Annotated in this window: 18 protein-coding genes and 1 pseudogene; 10 read left to right on the top strand and 9 right to left on the bottom strand. The window is 63.0% G+C overall.

Annotated features, from left to right (window positions below):
- Positions 1–201 precede the first annotated feature (201 nt).
- Positions 202–795, bottom strand: coding sequence for a ribosome biogenesis factor YjgA (yjgA, locus tag ACVOMB_RS09290; protein WP_481530906.1), 594 nt, complete (start codon positions 793–795; stop codon positions 202–204).
- Between the two features lie 135 nt (positions 796–930).
- Here yjgA and pmbA point away from each other — a divergent pair, with 135 nt between their 5' ends.
- Both pmbA and ACVOMB_RS09280 read left to right on the top strand, forming a co-directional pair.
- The gene (gene pmbA / locus ACVOMB_RS09285; protein WP_481530905.1) at positions 931–2298 is read left to right on the top strand and encodes a metalloprotease PmbA; all 1368 of its coding nucleotides are present in this window, start codon (positions 931–933) and stop codon (positions 2296–2298) included.
- 104 nt (positions 2299–2402) lie between these two features.
- The gene (locus ACVOMB_RS09280) at positions 2403–2786 is read left to right on the top strand and encodes a DUF4870 domain-containing protein (RefSeq protein WP_481530904.1); all 384 of its coding nucleotides are present in this window, start codon (positions 2403–2405) and stop codon (positions 2784–2786) included.
- Between the two features lie 273 nt (positions 2787–3059).
- Here ACVOMB_RS09280 and ACVOMB_RS09275 read toward each other — a convergent pair whose 3' ends face one another.
- The 5 genes from ACVOMB_RS09275 to ACVOMB_RS09255 all read right to left on the bottom strand — a co-directional run bounded on the left by ACVOMB_RS09275 (position 3060) and on the right by ACVOMB_RS09255 (position 8155).
- Positions 3060–3938 (bottom strand): polyprenyl synthetase family protein, encoded by an 879-nt coding sequence (locus ACVOMB_RS09275; RefSeq protein WP_481530903.1) that lies wholly within the window; start codon positions 3936–3938, stop codon positions 3060–3062.
- Positions 3928–4188: an exodeoxyribonuclease VII small subunit gene (locus ACVOMB_RS09270; RefSeq protein ID WP_282269773.1), complete on the bottom strand. Its 261-nt coding sequence runs from the start codon at positions 4186–4188 to the stop codon at positions 3928–3930. Before ACVOMB_RS09270 ends, ACVOMB_RS09275 begins: the two co-directional genes overlap by 11 nt.
- A gap of 31 nt (positions 4189–4219) precedes the next feature.
- A complete protein-coding gene (gene tilS / locus ACVOMB_RS09265; RefSeq protein WP_481530902.1) occupies positions 4220–5518 on the bottom strand; it encodes a tRNA lysidine(34) synthetase TilS in 1299 nt (432 codons plus the stop codon).
- 412 nt (positions 5519–5930) lie between these two features.
- Entirely contained in the window at positions 5931–6458 is a 528-nt protein-coding gene (locus ACVOMB_RS09260) for a WG repeat-containing protein (RefSeq protein WP_481530901.1), read from the bottom strand.
- A complete protein-coding gene (locus ACVOMB_RS09255) occupies positions 6455–8155 on the bottom strand; it encodes an alkaline phosphatase (RefSeq protein ID WP_481530900.1) in 1701 nt (566 codons plus the stop codon). Before ACVOMB_RS09255 ends, ACVOMB_RS09260 begins: the two co-directional genes overlap by 4 nt.
- Before the next feature lie 151 nt (positions 8156–8306).
- Between ACVOMB_RS09255 and ACVOMB_RS09250 the strand changes: the two genes are divergently transcribed.
- The 7 genes from ACVOMB_RS09250 (at position 8307) to ACVOMB_RS09220 (ending at position 15598) form a co-directional block, all read left to right on the top strand.
- Positions 8307–9638, top strand: coding sequence for a dicarboxylate/amino acid:cation symporter (locus ACVOMB_RS09250; protein WP_481530899.1), 1332 nt, complete (start codon positions 8307–8309; stop codon positions 9636–9638).
- Between the two features lie 308 nt (positions 9639–9946).
- Positions 9947–10483 carry a hypothetical protein gene (locus tag ACVOMB_RS09245; RefSeq protein ID WP_481530898.1) on the top strand — a complete coding sequence of 179 codons (537 nt, stop codon included), beginning with the start codon at positions 9947–9949 and terminating at the stop codon, positions 10481–10483.
- A gap of 8 nt (positions 10484–10491) precedes the next feature.
- Positions 10492–11118 (top strand): hypothetical protein, encoded by a 627-nt coding sequence (locus ACVOMB_RS09240; protein WP_481530949.1) that lies wholly within the window; start codon positions 10492–10494, stop codon positions 11116–11118.
- A 47-nt stretch (positions 11119–11165) separates the two neighbouring features.
- Complete coding sequence (locus tag ACVOMB_RS09235) at positions 11166–12593, top strand: adhesin (RefSeq protein ID WP_481530897.1); 1428 nt, start codon at positions 11166–11168, stop codon at positions 12591–12593.
- Positions 12594–12743: 150 nt separating this feature from the next.
- Positions 12744–13445, top strand: a complete 702-nt coding sequence (locus ACVOMB_RS09230) for a C39 family peptidase (protein ID WP_481530896.1) — start codon at positions 12744–12746, stop codon at positions 13443–13445.
- A gap of 12 nt (positions 13446–13457) precedes the next feature.
- Positions 13458–14225 carry a hypothetical protein gene (locus ACVOMB_RS09225; RefSeq protein WP_481530895.1) on the top strand — a complete coding sequence of 256 codons (768 nt, stop codon included), beginning with the start codon at positions 13458–13460 and terminating at the stop codon, positions 14223–14225.
- Positions 14226–14275: 50 nt separating this feature from the next.
- Entirely contained in the window at positions 14276–15598 is a 1323-nt protein-coding gene (locus tag ACVOMB_RS09220) for a transporter (protein WP_481530894.1), read from the top strand.
- A gap of 53 nt (positions 15599–15651) precedes the next feature.
- Here ACVOMB_RS09220 and ACVOMB_RS09215 read toward each other — a convergent pair whose 3' ends face one another.
- The 3 genes and pseudogenes from ACVOMB_RS09215 to ACVOMB_RS09205 all read right to left on the bottom strand — a co-directional run bounded on the left by ACVOMB_RS09215 (position 15652) and on the right by ACVOMB_RS09205 (position 18628).
- Positions 15652–16983 (bottom strand): sigma-54 interaction domain-containing protein, encoded by a 1332-nt coding sequence (locus ACVOMB_RS09215; protein ID WP_481530893.1) that lies wholly within the window; start codon positions 16981–16983, stop codon positions 15652–15654.
- A 197-nt stretch (positions 16984–17180) separates the two neighbouring features.
- Complete coding sequence (locus ACVOMB_RS09210) at positions 17181–17924, bottom strand: C40 family peptidase (RefSeq protein WP_481530892.1); 744 nt, start codon at positions 17922–17924, stop codon at positions 17181–17183.
- A gap of 106 nt (positions 17925–18030) precedes the next feature.
- Positions 18031–18628, bottom strand: a pseudogene (locus tag ACVOMB_RS09205) (C40 family peptidase).
- A 46-nt stretch (positions 18629–18674) separates the two neighbouring features.
- Here ACVOMB_RS09205 and ACVOMB_RS09200 point away from each other — a divergent pair.
- The gene (locus ACVOMB_RS09200; protein WP_481530891.1) at positions 18675–19154 is read left to right on the top strand and encodes an FKBP-type peptidyl-prolyl cis-trans isomerase; all 480 of its coding nucleotides are present in this window, start codon (positions 18675–18677) and stop codon (positions 19152–19154) included.
- Positions 19155–19316 lie beyond the last annotated feature (162 nt).

The raw sequence follows: 19316 nt of genomic DNA, 5'->3' as shown, positions 1-19316 counted from the left end.
GCCCTCATCCGCCCCTTCGGGGCACCTTCTCCCGCTTGCGGGAGAAGGGACAGCTGGCATTTGGGGCGGGGCCCGAGATTCGCTCAGGTAGCAGTGATTCAATCCCTTCTCCCGCAGGCGGGAGAAGGTGCCCCAACGGGGCGGATGAGGGCAAGCTTTCCGCTACAGAACCAAACCAGCAGCAAACCCGCTCAACCCAGATCAATCCTGCTCGTCGTCGCCATCCACATCATCGGCATCGTCATCGCCAGCAAACTCAGCGGCCGCGCTCAATACCGGCACCAGCATCAGCTCGCGCAGCACCTGGTAGATCTCGCGGTAGGCGCGCGGCGGCTTGTTCTTGGCCTTCTCGGCCAGCGCATTGCGCACCAGCGTGCGCAGGGCTTGGCGGTCGGCTTCCGGATGTTCGTCCAGCAGTTCGCCCAGGGCGACGTCGCCCTCAGCCAGCAACCGCTCACGCCAGCGCTCCATGCGGTGCATGATCGCCACTTCACGACGCGAGGTCTCGCTGTTGGCGTCCAGTGCGTTGCGGATCGCCTCCAGCGTCTCGTCTTCCTCGCGGCGCATCTGCTTGGCCAGGAACGCCAGCTGACGCTTGCGCGCACCGTGCGAAGTGATCCGCTTGGTGTATTCGATGTGTTCCAGCATGCCTTCCGGGATCGGCAGGCGCGCCAGCTGGGCTGGGGTCAGCTCCACCAGGGTTTCGCCCAGGGCCAGCACTTCCAGCGCTTCGCGCCGGTTCTGGCTACGGCTTTCGCCCAAAAATTCACCGGTTTCTTGATCGCGTCCGCGCATCGCACTGCTACCTACTAAACTTCATGACAGGAAAGCCAGGCGCTCGCCGGGCTCCACGAAAAATCCACGTCACGCCGCCGCCAGTCATGCAAGACCGGGCAGATGTGAAGGGATTCGGCCACCAAGGATAAAGCATTGAACGCCATTAACACCGATAAGCCTGCCGCCGACGACAGCCTGCAGCGCCTGGAACGCCTCACCGGCATCTCCCAGCGCCTGCTGGAACGGGCTCGCGCCATGGGCGCCAGCCAGGCCGAGGTCAGCTGCAGCGAGGACCGCGGGCTGGATGTGAATGTGCGCCTGGGCGAGGTGGAAACGGTCGAAGCCACCCACGACCGCGGTATCGCGGTGACCGTGTACTTCGGCCAGCGCAAGGGCAGTGCCAGTACCGCCGACCTGCAGGAATCCAGCCTGGAGGCCACCGTGGCCCAGGCCTGCGCGATCGCCCGCCATACCGAGGACGATCCGGCCTCCGGTCTGGCCGATCCGGCGCTGATGGCCACCGAGTTCCCAGATCTGGACGGCTGGCACCCTTGGGAGCTGAGCGCCGAGCAGGCGCTGGACCTGGCGTTGGCCTGCGAATCGGCAGGCCGTGACAGCGACAGCCGCATCAGCAATTCCGACGGCGCCTCGGCCTCCACCGCGCAGAGCGTGTCCGTGTATGCCAACTCGCATGGCTTCATCGGCCGTGACCGCAGCAGCCACCATTCCATCGGTTGTGCGCTGATCGCCGGCCAGGGCGACGGCATGCAGCGTGACGGTTGGTATACCAGCGCGATTGCCCGCGAAGACCTGGACGATCCAGCGGCGGTGGGCCTGCGCGCAGCCGAGCGCACGGTCGCCCGGCTGCAGCCGCGCTCGCTGCCGACCGGTGAGGTGCAGGTCTTGTTTGCTGCGGAAATGGCGCGTTCCTTGATTGGCCATCTGCTCAGCGCAGTCTCCGGCGGCGCCCTGTATCGCCGTGCCAGCTTCCTGCTCGACAGTGTGGACACCCAGTTGTTCCCGGACTGGTTTGCCATCGACGAGCTGCCGCTGCTGCGTCGCGGCCTGCGCTCCAGTTCCTATGACGGCGAAGGTGTTGCGACCCGCAACTCGGCCTTGATTACCGGTGGCGTATTGCAGCGCTACATCCTCGGCAGCTACTCGGCACGCAAGCTCGGCCTGCAGACCACGGCCAACGCCGGTGGCGTGCACAACCTGAAAGTGAAGGCCAACGCCGGTGACCGTGCATCCATGCTGTCGGGTATGGGCACGGGTCTGCTGGTGACTGAGCTGATGGGGCAGGGCGTCAATGGCATCACCGGCGATTACTCGCGCGGTGCCGGTGGTTTCTGGGTGGAGAACGGGCAGATCGCCTACCCGGTGGACGGCATCACCATTGCCGGCAACCTCAAACAGATGTTTGCCGGCATTGAAGCGGTGGGTAGCGATGTGGACGTGCGCTCGCATGTTTCCACCGGCTCGATCCTGGTGGGGAAGATGACCGTGGCAGGTAATGATTGACGCAGTCTTGCCAAACAGCGGACTATTCTTACGTGGAAGCTAATGTGCTTCCTATAGCTGTCTACCTTTATGGATACGCCCTTTACAAGGATCTTGGGGAAACAATGAGCGATTACCAGACCACTCCGCCGCCGGCGCCGACCGGCTCGCCGAATGCTGAAGAACGTCAGTGGGGCATGTTTGCCCATCTGGCTTCGCTGAGCGGCATCATCATCCCGTTCGGCACATTGCTGGGCCCGCTGATCGTCTGGCTTGTGAAGAAGGACACCATGCCGTTTGTGTCTGATCAGGGCAAAGAAGCACTTAACTTCAACATCACCGTGTTCATTGCACTGGTGGTGTCGGGCATTCTGACCCTGGTTCTGATCGGCCTGCTGCTGCTGGCCGTGGTTGGCATCGCATGGCTGGTGCTTACCATCATGGCTGCGATGGCTGCCAACAAGGGCGAGACGTATCGCTATCCAATGACCCTGCGTCTGATCAAGTAATCGATGCGATGGTTGTTTGACGAAAAGCCCGGGGATTCCCGGGCTTTTTGTTTATCTGCGACGTCGCGGATTTGGTCTATGTGTGATTTTGTGGGAGTGGCGTCAGCCACGAAGCCGATGGTCCGGCAGTCCGCAGAGCGCCGATGATCGCTACAACCAGCCCCGTAACTTCGTTCCCCCCCTTTGCCGCAGGCAAGGGAGGGGTTGGCTTCGCGCTGTTGGTTTGTGAGCTTCGCGGCTTACGCCGCTCCCACAACAGCAGCGGGGCTGCGCTCAATGCGAGCGACGTACCGTCAGCTCGGCCAAGGCCGACAATGCCGCCGCGCGCTGACCGAACGGAATCAGTGCCGCCTGCATAGCCGTTGCCAGCTCGGCCAGGGTGGCCTTGGCGCCGTCCATGCCCAGCAATGAGGGGAAGGTCGACTTGTCCTGTGCCTGGTCCTTGCCGGCGGTCTTGCCCAGCTGCTCGGAGCTGGCCTCGACATCAAGGATGTCGTCGCGGATCTGGAAGGCCAGGCCAAGGGTGTCGGCGAAGCTGTCCAGCTGCGCAAGCTGAGCGTCGCTGGCCTCACCGCACAGTGCGCCCATGCGTACCGCGGCGCGGATCAGCGCGCCGGTTTTCATCCCATGCATGCGCTTGAGATCGTCCAGCGTCTGCCGCTGGCCGGTGGCGTCGATGTCCAGCGCCTGCCCGCCGCACATGCCGGCAGCGCCGGAGGCGCTGGCAAGGGTCTGCACGCAGTTCAGCGCCAGGGTCGGCGGCATCCACCCGCCCGCCAGGATTTCAAAGGCACGGGTCTGCAAGGCGTCACCGGCGAGGATGGCGGTGGCCTCGTCAAAGGCGATATGGGTGGTCGGGCGGCCGCGACGCAGCGCGTCGTCGTCCATCGCCGGCAAGTCGTCATGTACCAGCGAATAAGCGTGGATGAATTCGACTGCAACCGCGGCCGCGTCCAGGCGCGCTTCGTCGGCGCCGAACAGGTAGCCGGTGGCGTAGACCAGCATCGGCCGCATGCGCTTGCCGCCACCCAGCGCTGCATAGCGCATGGCCTGATGCAGGCGTTGCGGGGCAAGCTCCGGGTCGGGCAGGGCGTCTTGCAGCTGTTCTTCGGTGCGTTCCAGCCAGCGGGTGAGCAGGGCGTCAGTCTTCATTGCCGCTGCTTTCAAAGGGCTCGGACTTCTCCGGCTGGGCCGGATCGGTAACCAGACGCACACGCAGTTCGGCCTGTTCCAGCGCCTGTTGGCACTGGCGGTAGAGACCTACGCCACGTTCGTAAGCGGTCAGCGACTGATCCAGACTCAGGTCGCCGGCTTCCATCTTCTCTACCAGCTGTTCCAGCTCTTCAAGCGATTGCTCGAAGTGGGCCACCGGTGAGGTTTCATTGGGGGACTTCTTTGCCATGACGCAAGTGTGAGCGGCCAGCGGGAAAGGGTCAATTCACCGGATCTGGCGATTGCCATTCAATTGCCGCACCGTGGGCCTGCAGCCATGTCTGCAGCGGGGCCGAAATGACCCGGTCTGCCGCCGCCAGCACAGTATCGCCAGTACATAGCAGCGGCAGCTGCGCGCGCAGCCACGGCGGCACGTCCGCCTGTTGCAGGCAGTGTTTGAGTTGGTGGCTGTGGCTGCGCCCCGGCAGCTGGATGCGCTCACCACCATGGCGTTGACGCAACTGTAACGGCTGATCAAAGGCGTTCGTGCCGTGCAGCAGCAGTTTGCCGCCATCGGGTAGCTCTGCTGGAGTGGTGCCGTCCCATTGGCGTGTCCAGCCCTCGGGCCAGGGCGTGATCAAGGGCACTGCATGCAGCTGGTCACGCCAGCGCACGATACGGGCCTGCTGCCAACGGAACTCGGCTTGCTGGTCATTGCCGGCGACCAGCAGCTGTTGCTGGATCGTCAGAACGCCGTTGGCGGGCAGTGCAGGCAGTCCTTGCTGCTTCACCCACAAGCGCAGTACGCGGGATTGTTGTGGGGCTGTGAGTTGCTTGAGCTCGGTGAGCTGCAGCGCGTTCTCTGCGCACAGGCAGTGCTGCAGCAAGGCAGCATCGTTCTCGTGCAACAGCACCGCTGCCTGCGCCGCGAGCTCGGCGCTGCGAGCCATCGCTGCTGAGGCGTGTGGCCAACGCTGGCGCAGCAGTGGCAGCACCTGCAGACGCAGGAAATTGCGGTCGAAATCGGTGCTGTCGTTGCTGGGGTCCTCGATCCACTGCAGTTGATGCTGGCTGGCGTAGGCTTCCAGTGCGGTGCGCGGCAGCTGCAGTAGTGGGCGCCACAGTGTGTTGGCCCCGAAGCTACGTTGTGCCTGCATCGCGGCAAGGCCATCGACACCGGCGCCGCGCAGTGCGCGCAGCAGGAAGGTTTCTGCCTGATCGTCCTGGTGATGGGCCAGCGCCAGCCATTCGCCTTCGTGCAGATGTGCTTTGAATGCTGCATGGCGGGCATCGCGGGCGGCCGCTTCCAGACCTCGGCCAGCATCGCGCGGAACATCGACGTGCACTACCTGTAACGGGATGTTCCATTGCGCACAGAAGTGGCTGCAGTGCTGCTGCCAGTCATCGGCAGCCGTCTGCAGGCCGTGATGCACGTGCAGTGCGCGCAGGCTGCCAGGTTGGCGGCCGGGGGCATGGGCAAGCAGATGCAGCAGTACGGTGGAATCCAGACCGCCGCTGAAGCCGACCATCACCGGGATGTCGATTGCGGACTGCAACAAGGAAGAGGAAGGAGGGTTCATCACCGCGCCGAGTATCGGCGGCAGGGGGCGATGGCTGCAAATGTTGCTGCCAGATGTTGTGGGAGCGGCGTCAGCCGCGAAGCAGATGGACCATCCGATTGCAGGCTGGCTGATTCCATTGATACCAGCTTCGCGGCTTACGCCGCTCCTACAAATCCGGGGGGAGCTCGGCGGTCGTGGGCTGGCCGCCCTTGTAGAGCGGAGCCATGCTCCGCTGGGAGCATTGCCGGTAGAGGCCCTGCCGAGCATGGCTCGGCACCACGCTGGTTTCGTATTGGAGCGCGCCTGCAATTTTGTAGGGGCGGCGTCAGCCGCGAAGCAGATAGCCCTTCAGGTTGCAGGCTTGCTGGCGACTTCGTTGATACCAGCTTCGCGGCTGACGTCGCTCCCACAAGCCGACACAAAATCCAGCTCAGGGCAGAGGTTTGCCCGCCCTGTCGATGCGGTAGTGCTTGCCGCCTTCGATGGCGGTGTGGCCGCCGGGGTCGGGTTTGCCGGGCGCGCAGCCTTGGCACACCTCGGCAACGCCATCCTTGAACGGCCAGCCCCAATCGAAGCGGGCAGCGAAGGCTGGTTGCAGTTGACGGTCGTAGTAGCCGATCCGGCCGTCGAGCATTGCCCGGGTCAGGCCGTCCTCGAAGTAGTCCGGACCGTTGTCGTAGGTGATTACCGCGAGCTGGCGGCCATCGCTGCGCAGGTAGTAGTGCTGTTTGCCGGCAATCACTGCCGCCAGCCCATCGGCATCGTAGTCAAGCTGCGCCAGTGCGGTTTCGGAGACGACCAGCTTTCCGTTGCTGGACTGTTTGCAGCCGTCCAGTACCTTGAACATCTCGGTGTCCAGTCGATGGCAGGCCTCATCGGCCAGCGCGATTGGCGATAACAAGGCCAGTGACAGCAACGCTGTCACTGGCCCCGCAACAGTGCGCCGGTTGCGGCTCACTGCGCCTTGCGTTCGAACTTGGCCGGCTGCGGCAGTTCCACCGGCACGCCATGTGCGTCGCAGGTGCCCAGTTCGCACAGGCGCTCGCGCAGGCGTGGGGTGGACTGCACGATCAGATGGTAGATGGTGTTCTGTTCCATCGTGCCACGCACCGCTTTGCTGCCCGGGCCACGCGCCCAGATGCCGACGTCTTCGCCGCCGTGCGATTCGCTCTTGGACGGCACCAAGGCTTCCTGCATGTAGTCCGGGTGCTCGGTGTCGACGTGGGTCAGGTCGGGACGGCCGTTGGCTGCCTCGAAGCTGCTCGGGCCATGCGGGAAGCGCTTCGGGCCGGCCGGCTGCTGGTTGCTGGCACCGGTATAACCCGGGCCGTTGGCATAGCTCAGGGTGGTGTAAGGCATGCCCATGCCGTCGCGGGCCAGATCCAGCGCGCCCATGCCGTCTTCGCCGCCCTTGTCCTTGACCTTGCCGAGGATGGCATTGCCGCGCGCCGGGTAGCCGACGAAGTTCAACGTGTGCGAGTGATCGGCGGTGACGATGATCAGGGTGTCTTCGGCCGAAGTGGCGTCCATGGCGGCCTTGACCGCATCAGACATGGCGATGGTGTCGCCCAGTGCACGTGCCGCGTTGCCGCTGTGGTTGGCGTGGTCGATGCGTGCACCTTCGACCATCAGTACGAAGCCTTGCTGCTGCTTGGACAGGGTGGTGATGGCGGCGCGGGTCAGCTCGGCCAGCGACGGCTCACCGGCCGGGTCCTTGGGGCGGTCCTGCTCGTACTGCATGTGGTCCGGCTCGAACAGGCCCAGCAGTGCCGGCGCGTTGGCGGCGGCCTTGAGCTGGGCCGCATTCCAGACGTAGGCACCCTGCGGGTGCTTGGCCTGCCATTCGGCGACCAGGTTGCGGCCGTCCAGGCGCAGGCCGACCTTGTCGGCGTATTCCGGGTCCTGCTCGTTGACGGTGGTGAACTGGCCACGACCGCCGCCGAGGGCCACCAAGGGGCCTTGCCCATAGCGGGCAGTGGAGAGCAGCTGCTGCGCGATATCCGTGCAACCTGCGGCCTTGGCCGCTTCCGGCAGGTCGGTATCGTTTTCCCAGTTGCGCTCGGGCGAATGCGCATACGTTGCTGCCGGGGTGGCGTGGGTCAGGCGCGCCGTTGAGACGATGCCGGTCGCCAGACCGGCGCTGTCGGCCAGCTGCAGCCAGGTCAGCAGGCCCTTGGGCAGGCTGTCGGCGCAGTTGTTGCGGCTGCCGGCGCTGACGCCGATGGCACCCATATGGGTCTTCACGCCGGTGGTGATGGCGGTCATGGTGCCGGCCGAATCGGGCGTCTGCGAGTCGGTGTTATAGGTTTTGCTGAACGCGGTGGCCGGGAAGCGCTCCCAGGACAGCAGGTTCTCTTCACCTGGCTGGCCCTTGCGCTGGCCTTCGAGGATGCGCGCGGCGGCCACGGTGGTCAGACTCATGCCGTCACCCAGGAACAGGATCACGTTCTTGGCCTTGCCGGCCATGGCGCCATTACCGGCGGCGCGGGCGGCGCCATCGCGGTACCACCACTGAGGCGTTTCCCCGTCCGGGCGGGTGATCTGGGGGACGTCAACGCTGACGGCGTTGGCCGGGCCGGACTGCGGGCCGGTGCTGGCGCAGGCGCCAAGCAGCAGGGTGGACAGGGCGGCGGACAGAAAACTGGCTTTGTGCATCGTGGTTGTTACCGCTGGATGAATACAGGCCGCCATTATGGTCAAGCGTGGAAGGCATGCATATGACACGCAGCTTTTCTGTGTGGGCATCGTGCTGGCTGAGGCCTTGCGCTATCGTGGCAACCTTCGATTTGTTTTCCGGATTGACGATATGAATGTGGTTTCTGCCTGGCTGCGGATCCCCTTCTGGCAACGGGTGGTTGGCGGCTTCGTGCTGGGTGCGCTGGCTGGTTGGGCGCTGGGACCGGCTGCCGAGACCTTCTTTGGCCCGCTGGGCGAGCTCTACGTCACCCTGATCAAGATGATCGCGGTGCCGTTGGTGTTCTTCGCGGTGATCAATGCGATCGGCTCGCTGCATGGGCAGAAGTCGGTGGCTGCCCTCAGTGGCCGCACCTTCCTGTGGTTTGTCATCACTGCCGCGCTGGCGGTGGGCATCGGTCTGCTGGTCGGTACGGTGATGCAGCCCGGCACCGGTGGCCTGAAGCTGGCGGTGGACACGGCATATACCCCGCGAGACGTACCCTCGATCGCCAAGGTGCTGATGGATGTGGTGCCGTCCAATGTGTTCTACGCGCTGGCCGGTATCGGCACCAAGGCCAATGCAGCCGGTGAACAGGTGCTGGCGGCTGGCCGCGGCTCGATCCTGCCGGTGATCTTCTTCGCCGGCCTGCTTGGCTTCGCGATGGTCAAGCTGGGCGAGAAGGTCAATGAGGCGCGCAAGCTGGTCGGGCAGATGAGCGAGATCATGATCCAGGTGACCCGCTTCGTGCTGGAGATGACGCCGCTGGGTACCTTCGGCCTGATCGCCGGCCTGGTCGGCAGCTATGGTTTCGAGAAGCTGCTGCCGCTGGGTAACTTCGTGCTGGCGTTGTATGTGGCCTGCGCGCTGCATATCGTCGTCGTCTACAGCAGCCTGCTGCTTGCGCATGGATTGAATCCGTGGAAGTTCTTCCGCGGCGCGGCGCCTGGCATGCAGGTGGCGTTTGTAGCCTCGTCGAGCTTTGCGGCGATGCCGGTGGCGATGCGGTCGATCAGTGACAACCTTGGCGTCAACAAGGATTACGCTTCATTCGCGGTGCCGCTCGGTGCCAGCATCAAGATGGACGGCTGCGGTGCGATCTACCCGGCCTTGTGTGCGGTTTTCATCGCCCAATACACAGGCGTGCCACTGACCCCGGAGCAATACGTGATCGTGCTGATCGCCTCGGTGCTGGGTAGCTTCGGCACCGCTGGCGTGCCAGGTACCGCGGTGGTGATGGCAACGGTGGTGCTGAGCGCGGCCAACCTGCCGCTTGAGGCGATTGGTTACCTGTACGCCATCGACCGTATCCTCGACATGATGCGCACCATGACCAATGTCACCGGGCAGATGGTGGTGCCGGTGATCGTGGCCAAGGAGACCGGGCTGCTCGACCAGCAGGTATACGACGCTGCTGGGACACCTGCGATGGGTGCCGGTGCCAATGGTCGCCACCTGGACTAGCGGTCCTGCTATTTCAGGGTAAGAAAAAGGCCGGCTTTGCCGGCCTTTTTCATGTCCAACGGTCGTGGTTTGTAGCAGGTGTAACAGCTGTCTGTAACAACGCTGATACAGCGGCGTGAAAGCCATGCCGCACATGCCTTTCAAGGTTCCGTCGGGGCTGCCATGTGCCGGCTTAGAGATCCGCACTGCTGTGACATTGATACACTTGCAGTTGCCGGTTTTATTTATTAACTAATTGTTTTTACTGGTAATAGAGGTTTGGCACGGATGCTGCTCTATCACTCGCGTTGGTACGAGTGGACGACGCAATGGACAGCTGGACCCTACATCGTTATGCCGCCCTGATCGGACTGTTGCTGATCAGTGCTAGCGCCAGTGAGGCCGCCCTGGCTTCCGGTGCACGCCAGGGCGTAAAGGCACAGCCGGGCGAGATTGTGTTGTTGCGTGATGTATCCACGCGACCTGCCTACCGCATGGCGCCGCCGGGCATGGCCTTGATTGCCGACCCCTCACCGCGCAAGGAGCTGAACTCTGCCCTGGGCACCGGTGGCATGAGTGAGCTCAGTGATGACGACTATGCGGCGATGGGCTCGGGCGTAGCCGGTAGCCAGTTGGCCGGACATCATGGACAGACCACGGTCGAGCGGGTAACCACCGGTGTTGTTGGCGGTACCTTGGGGCGGGTTGTTGGTGGTGACGGAATGTTGTCCGGTGGCCAGCTGTCAGGTGCCATTGGTGGTCCCATGGGCGCTGTAGGCGGTGCGACACGCGGGATTGGTGACCAGGTGCGCGGTGCCTTGGCGCAGTTCCCCCTGGGCCAGCCGGCCGGGCCGGGTGGCAAGTGAGTGCCTCCATCGCCCGCATGACAGGTGCCTTGCTGGTGGTGATATCCGTAGCGGGCAATGCGCACGCGCAATCGGGCACTGACAGCTACAGCGGGATGCTGTCCTATCTCTCCACCGACACGCGGATCGAGGGTGGGGCCCTGGCCGGCGCCAATGGTTCGATCAAGGTCAACCAAGCCGCAGGCGACCTAAATCTGCAGGCAAACCTGCACAGCATGGCCAATGGCGAACAGGCATCGGCCAGTGTGCGCAGCCTGCAGCAGCGCCAGTCCAATCTTTTCAATTCACCGATGCAGGCCACGGCCACCATCGGCGGCAATGCGCTGGCAGGTGCCAGTGGCATCGCATCGATCAATCAGGCCAGTGGTGGCGGCAACACGGAGTTGAACTCCGTCACCGCAACACTGGCCGCACAGGGCATACGCGAGGCAAGTGATGAGGCCATGGCTTCGTCCGAGGTGCTCGCGTCGGCAGGGGGGCAGTCCGCTGTCACCGACCCACGCGCGACCCGAAGGGTAGGCGTGGAGGCATCCGCTTTGCGCGGATTTGATGGCGTACTGCAACTCAATCAGATCGCGGGATCAGGCAATGCAACGGAGAACAGATTCAGCATCTCCGTGCAGGGCACCCCGTGAGCACAGCTCCATCCACCCGATGCATCAGAAAACCTGAAGAGGGCACCATGAAAGCGATCAAATGGAATGTACTCGCCATGGCGGTTTCCGCGCTGACCCTCAGCGCGGCAGCCAATGCGGCGGACGACCAGAACGCGAGCGCGAACATCGATCACAAACACAACGTGACCGAGACGCGCACGAATACCAACACGAACACCAACATCAACACCAATGTTGATACCGATGTCGATCTGAAGTTGGATGCCGCAGCCCGCCTGCGCTACAACGACACGCGCAGCAACACGGATACGCGGACCAACACCGAGACCACCAATACCTGGTCCAGTGATGTAACCGAGAACGTACAGAAGACCTCGAACATCACTGCCGATGAGCGCAAGGAAAAGAACAACCACGGCGTTGATGTGAACATCGAGAAGGATATCCGCCTGAGCTCGGATGTGAACTTCTCCGGTGACCCGACCATTACCGGCAACATCGATCTGGACTCGGCCGCGATTGCCATCATTGACAACCGTCAGTCGATCTCCGGCAACCAGGCCCGCAATGGGTTGCTGGACAACACCGCATCGATCGGCGATGACGTGGGTTCAAATGCCTCGGGCAACCTGGGCTTCAACGTGGCCGCCGGCGACAACAACACACAGGATAATGCTGCTGCACTGTCCGCTGCCGATGCGTCCTTCAGCTTTGGCATGGCTGACGCCGAAGTGTTTGTGAACCAGGCTGGCACCAACAACATGACCTGGAACCATGGCGTGACCAATGATGCTGGCATCAGCGGCAACGCGTTCTCCGGCGCAGCCGGCAACATCGGTGTCAACGTGACCTCGGGCAACAACAACGAGCAGAAGAACGCTCTGGCTGCCTCGGTCGCCACCAGCGCCTATGCCACCTCGACCATCAGCTCGAACCAGACTTCGAGCGGCAACAAGGTCGAGAACAATGGCTACTACGACCGCCTGGTCAGCACCGTCAATGTAAACCTGAGCGGCAAGGTGACGGGTACTACCAGGGGTAGCGGCACCGGCGAATACACCGGTACCGGCAACTCCTACCAGAAGACCAACTTCTATCCGGACAACTGGAGTGGCGACACGCATCCGTCCGGTGACCAGACCGGTCACTCTGATTGGGACAACCAGACTCAAGGTGCCGTCGCCAATCCAAACCGTCCGGGCGTGGGCGGCATGGCGTGGGATACCGATGAGAAGGGCACCAGCAAGTTCAGCGAGATGGGAACGGCTGATCTGACGGCCAGCCTCAGTGGCCAGGTAAGCACCGTGAACTGGGTGGCGGTCAATGCGACCAACACCGCCAGTCTGTCGGGCGCAGCGTTCTCCAACGCGTCCGGCAACATCGGTGTGAACGTGTCCTCGGGCACGGGCAATCTGCAGGCCAACAGCCTCGCGCTGGCGGTGGCACAGCCGTCAACCGGTGGTGGCACCCCGACCAATGGCGGTGGTGAATAAGCGGCAACCGGATGCGTCATCCAGTGGGATGACGCGCCTGCTTCGTGCAACAAACCCGGCCATCCGCCAATGACCGGGTTCCGGGAGCCCCCATTCCTCTCCCCCGGGAGGGGGGCTCCCACCTTCCGGCGCTCTGGAGGTACTACGCTCATGCTTTGTCGCTCGCTGCTGTTGGCTTGTGCGTTGAGCTTGTCCCCGGGCCTGCTGCATGCGGGCGAGGTGGCATTCAGCAGTGTGTTGCCCAATGGCGCGTTGTACAGCGGCAAGATCGAGAGTATGAAGGAGCGGCGCTTCCGTAATCTGGTTCGGCAGCAGACCGACTACAGCTGCGGCGCTGCGGCGTTGGCGACCATTCTCAAACATGCCTATCACCTCAATACCGATGAGGCGACGGTGATCCAGGGAATGATGGGGGTTGCTGATCCGGAGTTGGTAAAGCAACGCGGGTTCTCGTTGTTGGATATCAAGCGTTACGTGGAATCGTTGGGCATGCGTGGTCGCGGCTATCGGATCGATGAAGAGCGGCTGATGAACCTGCGCGTCCCCAGCCTGGTGTTGATGGATGTACGTGGCTTCCGCCACTTCGTCGTACTCAAGCAGATACGTGATGGCATGGCCGAGGTGGCTGATCCGATTCTCGGTAACCGTGTGGTGCCGATGGCCGAGTTTCTTGAAGCCTGGCCATCGCGCGCCGTATTCGTGGTCATAGGCAGCGATTTCGACCGCAATACGGTGCTGCTGCAACCCAGTGAGAGGCCTAGTGCACGCGCGCTGTACGCGCGCCAAGGGGCCAGTCCGATTACCGATGCGGAACTGGTCGACTTTGGTTTCAGCCATGCCGACCTGTTCTGAAGGAGTGTTGTGATGAACGCAATCAAGTTCGCCCTGCTGGCCTTGGCGCTGAGTGTCGCGCTGCCAGTGCTTGGCGCGGAAACTCCACAAAAGCCGGGTAAAGGACTGCATGAAATACCCGACCCGGAACTCAATCTGATGCGCGGCCGCTATACCGTCGGTGGCAATGCGGTGGCCTGGTTCGGGGTGACCATGATCTCGACATGGCAGACCACCACGGGCCAGAACCTGCAGGGGACGATGCGGCTGGGCATGGATTTCAGCAAGGGTGGCAACGTACCGAAAGTGACGTTCACGCCCAGCGTCAGCATCACCGCAGCCAATGCACCGCTGCCTGATACCAGCGGCCGCAGCATTGATGGCAGTGGTTTGGACAACGTGGCAGGTGTCAGTCAGAGCGTACAGATTGCCGGCGACGGCAACCGCGCCAGCAATGTCATGCATCTGAACGTACGTAATGACGGCATCGTGCCGGGTGCTGATGGAACGGTGGCGGGCAATGCCTCCGCACAGTCGGGCGATGCCAGCGCGGTTGCCAGCTTCGACGGCAACGCGGCGCGCTTGCAGCTGACCATCCAAGGCCAAGGCGCGGTGCAGCAGTGGCTGCGCAGTGGCAGCGTTGGCCAAGGCATCCAGCTGACCAGCGATGGGCAACTGGTGAGCAATCGGCTGCAGATTGATCTGGTGAGGGAGTCGATGGCGGCGAACCTGCCGTTGGCCCAGAACGTGGCACAGGCCATCACGCTCAATCGGGGGATTGGCGGGATAGGCGGGCAGTGAGCAGGTGCGCGGCACGTGCTTTGGCGAGTTCAACGTAGAGGAACGAGACAATGAAACGACTGGCGATGGCGGCGCTGGTGAGTCTGACTGTGGCTTCACCACGGGTGATGGCGCAGGAGGCAACAGCCGGCAGTAAGGATGCAGAGGACGTAAGGGCACTGGTGGCACAGCTGGAGGCGCTCAAGGCCAGCTATGCGCAGGAAGTTCGGCGTCTGCGCGAGTTGGACATGCAGGTGCAGGCGATCCAGGCGCGGGTTACTGGCAAGACCGCGCAGGTGCTGCCGAATCCGCAGCTGCCTGCAGGCCAAGCTGTTGCGGTTCCTGTTCCTGCGGCGCCCGCCGCAGCTGCAGCGCCTGCCGGTGAGGGGTATGCCAGCAGCGCAGCCGAAGCACAGCAGGCCAAAGAGGCGGCGCGGCGCAGCGTGGATGACGTGAAGCAACAACAGTCGGCCCTGTTCAACCAACGGCTGACCCTGGAAAACAGCGTCACTTACGCGCGCTATGACCGCAAGCAACTCACGCTCAACGGCTTCCTGGCGCTGGACGCGATCTTCCTGGGCAATATCGCCATCGAGAATGTCGAATCCGATTCGCTTACCTACAATTTCGCGGCGCGCTGGGGCATCAATCCCCGGCTCACTTTGAATCTGGATGTGCCGTACATCGCCCGCAAGACCATTTATCAGAAGGGCGGTGCGGGTGGTTCGGCGGCAGCCATCGCGCAGGAGGAAACCCACGGCACCGGCATTGGTGATGTTACCGTCAGTGCAAATTACAAGTTGTTTGGTGAGCGTGGCTGGCGTCCGGAGACCGTCTTGACCGGCGGTGTCACCGCGCCGACCGGGCGCGAACCTTATGGTCTGGATTGGAAGGTGATCGAACGCGATGATGACAACTTCATTCGTTTCGCAGTGCCGTCCAAACAGCCAACCGGCAATGGGCTTTGGCAGGCCAACATCGGGCTGTCGGCGGTGAAGAGTGCGGACCCTGCGATTCTGTTCGGCAACATCGGCTTTGTACGCTCGTTCAAGCGCAGCTTCGGCGACATCGATGCCAATCCGGACACGGTCAATCCGGGCGAGGTGAATCTTGGCAACTCGTATTACTTCGGTGCCGGTGTGGCATTTGCGTTCAACGAGCGCACCAGCCTGAGCATTTCCTTCAGTGACCGTATGAGCGCACGTGCAAGCACGCGCTACAAGGACGGCAAGTGGATGAAAGTGATAGGCAGTGATGGCAATGCCGGTACGCTCAACCTTGGGGTGACGTATGCGCTGACGTCCAAGGCCACCTTTGTCACCTTGCTGGGAATCGGCTTGACCCCGGACGCGCCGGATTTCACCTTGGCATTCAAAGTGCCTTACATGCTGTAAGGATGTTTGCGGGATGACGATTGGTACGGGAAGGGGGCGCTGCGTTCAGTTGCTCAACGCAGCGCTTCCAGTTCCAGCTGGTGCTTGCGGCACATGCGGTAAATGGTGACTCGCGACACTTTCATCAGTCTGGCGCAGGCGCTGATGTTGTATTGGCTTTGTTGCAGGCAGGACAGCAGGGTTTCGCGTTCGGCATGGCTGCGCGCCTGGCTGAGTTGGGCGCCGTTGGCGGGCTGATTGAGCTCCAGATCGGTGCAGCTGATCAACTCGCCTTCGGCGGTGATCGCTGCACGTTGTACCCGGTTGAGCAGCTCACGCACATTGCCCGGCCATGAAAAACGATTCATGGCCTGACGTGCTTCAGTGGTGTAGCCGCGTGCGCGGGTGGGGTGACGCATGCGGAAGTTGCGCAGGAACTGCCGGGAAAGCAGCTCGATGTCACCGTCGCGCTTGCGCAACGGCGGCATCGCCAGGCGCAATACGTTGAGGCGGTAGTAAAGATCGCGGCGGAAACGGCCTTCTTCTACTGCGCATTCCAGATCCACGTGGGTGGCGGCGAGGATGCGTACGTCTACCGGAATGGGCTGGTTGCTGCCGACCCGCTCGATGGTGCCTTCCTGCAATACCCGCAACAGGCTGGTCTGCGCATCCAATGGTAGGTCACCGATTTCATCCAGGAATACGCTGCCGGTGTGCGCGGTTTCAAACAGACCTTGGCGCCGGCCGGTGGCGCCGGTGAAGGCGCCGCGCTCATGCCCGAACAGTTCCGACTGGATCAAGCTGGAAGGAATGGCGCCACAGTTGATGGCCTGGAAGGGCTTGCCGTTACGTGCCGACAGGCGATGCAGCGCATGCGCGGCCACTTCCTTGCCGGTGCCGGTTTCTCCGGTGATCAGGACCGGTAGATCGACCGGGGCGTACTTGCGCAGGGTGGCGCGCATGACCAGCATCACCTCACTCTCGCCGAGCAGGGTTTCCAGCACGTCTTCACTGGCTGATCGTGGCACTTCATTGCTCAGGCCCTGCAGCCCGCGTAGCAGTTCTTTCAGATCAGGAGGGTGCGGAAACTGCTGCCGACAAGCGGCAAGCAAGGGGTGGCTTGGCAATTGCTCGACGCCGTCGGTAGCCGGGGTGATGGCAAACAGCGGCATATGGTGGTGCTCGGCGGTGAGCTTGCCGATGCGCTCCAGCTCACTCTCCGAGCTGGTGCGGAAATCGATCAAGCCAACCACCATGTCGCCGCCGCGCATGCCAATGTCTGCGGGCTGTTGGGGAAGTACCGTTCGCACCTGCCAGCCATCCGCAGCCAGCATCACTTTCTCTCTTGCCCCCGGATTTCCAAACCAGATCACACAACGTGTACTTGACACAGATGTTGCGGCCATGCCTGGTCACTCCTCCATTCGGCGACACGATATACCTGTGTTTCGCGCATGCGCAATCGTATTTGGCACTTTGTTGGAGGTGGCTGAAGCCTTGTTCGTATTAATTTTTGTGCAAAGAAAGTGATGTCAAAAAGCCGGGCAATAAAAAAGCCGCAACCCGAAGGTTGCGGCTTGGCAGGTAGTTGCCGACAGGGCGCTTACAGCGCCACGCGACGTGCCTGCATGAACTTGTCACCCCAGTAACCGGTGAGCAGGGTGTCAGTGCGCACATCCTTGCCGGTGCTCGGTGCATGCAGGAAGCGACCTTCACCGACATAGATGCCGACGTGATCGACGCGGCCCTTGCGGCCGAAGAACACCAGGTCGCCGGCGGCCAGTGCGGCGCGGTCATTGATCAGTTCGGAATTGGCCTGGCTGGCCATTTCGCGCGATACGCGCGGCAGCTCGACACCCAGCGCGGTGCGGAACACATAGCCGACCAGTCCGCTGCAATCAAAGCCGGCGTCCGGTGAGGTGCCACCCCAGCGATAGGGGGTGCCCAGCAGGGTCATGGCGCGGCGCAGGATGGACTGCACCTTGCCGTCGGAATCGTTGGCCAGTGCTGCCTCGGTGGCAGCGGAGACACCCTTGGAGGCGTCGTAGGCGGAAATCAGGCGGCTGAGATCGCCGGCAAACATCGCCGAGCGGTCCATCAGTGGAATGGTGTCGCTGGCGGCCAGATGCGGCAGCAGCGCGGCGAGTGTGGCGGTGGCAGCGCTGTCAGCCTTGCTGCGCGGTGCTTCGGTTTTGGCCGCAGCTGGCTTGGTAGCTGGGGCGGTATCAGCGCTCTGAGCGAGGGCGGGCAGGCTGGCCAGAGCCAGTGCCGCAGCGCAGATCAGGCGGCGGAGGGTGAGCGAAACAATCTTTGGCTGGCTCGGATGGGACGTGTTGTCAGTCGTCACGCGGCAGTCACTAGGAAAAGTCGATGGGGGATCATGCCTTGTGAAACGTGTGGATAGGTACAATTTTCGTTAATAAATCGTTATTTTTCGTGTTGAAAGTCTCGTTTTACCGCAATACCCGCTTCGCACCGGTGTAATGATCACGCCAGTAGGCCCCATCCAAGTGGTCCAGGCGGACGGTTCCGCCGGTGCTGGGCGCGTGCACAAAACGGCCTTCGCCGACATAGATGCCTACGTGCCAAACGTTGCCCTTGTCGCCGAAAAAGACCAGATCCCCGGCGGCCAAGCGGTCGGTGGCGATCTTCGGGCCCTGGATGGCGGCCAGCTCGCGCGAGGTACGCGGCAGGTTCAATGCCAGCATGTCCCGGTACACATAGGTGACCAGACCGCTGCAGTCGAAGCCGGACTCCGGTGTGTTCCCGCCGTAGCGGTACGGGGTGCCAACCAGTCCCAACGCCCGCATCAGTACCGAGGCCGCTGCCGCAGGGTCGGCCGGGGCGACCGGCGAGTAATTGCGGGCCGGATTGGGCGCGGCAGCCCGTTTTGGCGGGCTGTGCCCGCAGGCGGTCAGCAGCGCGGCGGTCAGGAGCGTGGCCGGCAGGCGCCACGAGCGGAAGCGGAGAACTGGCGTGATGTGCATGGAGCCCGGATAATGCGCCACCTTAGAAGGCCGTCATCATGGCGGCGTCCTCGGCGGCCGACAAGCCGCCCCAACGTCTGCCAGCGGGCAGCCATTTATCAGAGTTGCGCATGAAGATCGAAAAAGACCGCGTCGTCCGTTTCCACTACACCGTCTCCGAAGTTGGCCAGGAGCCGATCGAAAGCTCCAAGGACCGTGATCCGTTGGCCATCCTGATCGGCCACGGCAACATCATCCCGGGCCTGGAAGCGGCGATGATGGACAAGGAAGCCGGCGAGAGCTTCGGCGTCGACGTGAAGTCGACCGACGCCTACGGTGAGCGCCGCGAGGGCATGACCCAGCGCGTGCCGAAGAAGCACTTCGGCAAGACCCCGTTGATCCCGGGCACCCAGGTGATCCTGCAGACCAACTTCGGCCCGCGTGCGGTCACCGTTGAGAAGGTCGGGATGACCGTGGTCGACGTTGACCTGAACCACCCGATGGCCGGCAAGGACCTGCATTTCGACGTGGAAATCATCGAAGTGCGCGAAGCCAGCGAAGAAGAAGTGCAGCACGGCCACGTGCACGGCGACGGCGGTCACCAGCACTAAGCGGTTGCCGTAAGGCAATGCAGCACCGGAACGGCCCGCGAAAGCGGGCCGTTCTGCGTTGTAGCGCCGGTCCCATGTAGTGGGGGGGGGGGGGGGGGGGGGGGGGGGGGGGGGCGGGGGGGGGGGGGGGGGGGGGGGGGGGGGGGGCGGGGGGGGGGGGGG

This window comes from Stenotrophomonas sp. STEN018 (assembly GCF_056760235.1).
The sequence above is the reverse complement of the archived record's forward strand: the minus strand, read 5'-3'. Positions and strand labels throughout refer to the sequence as shown.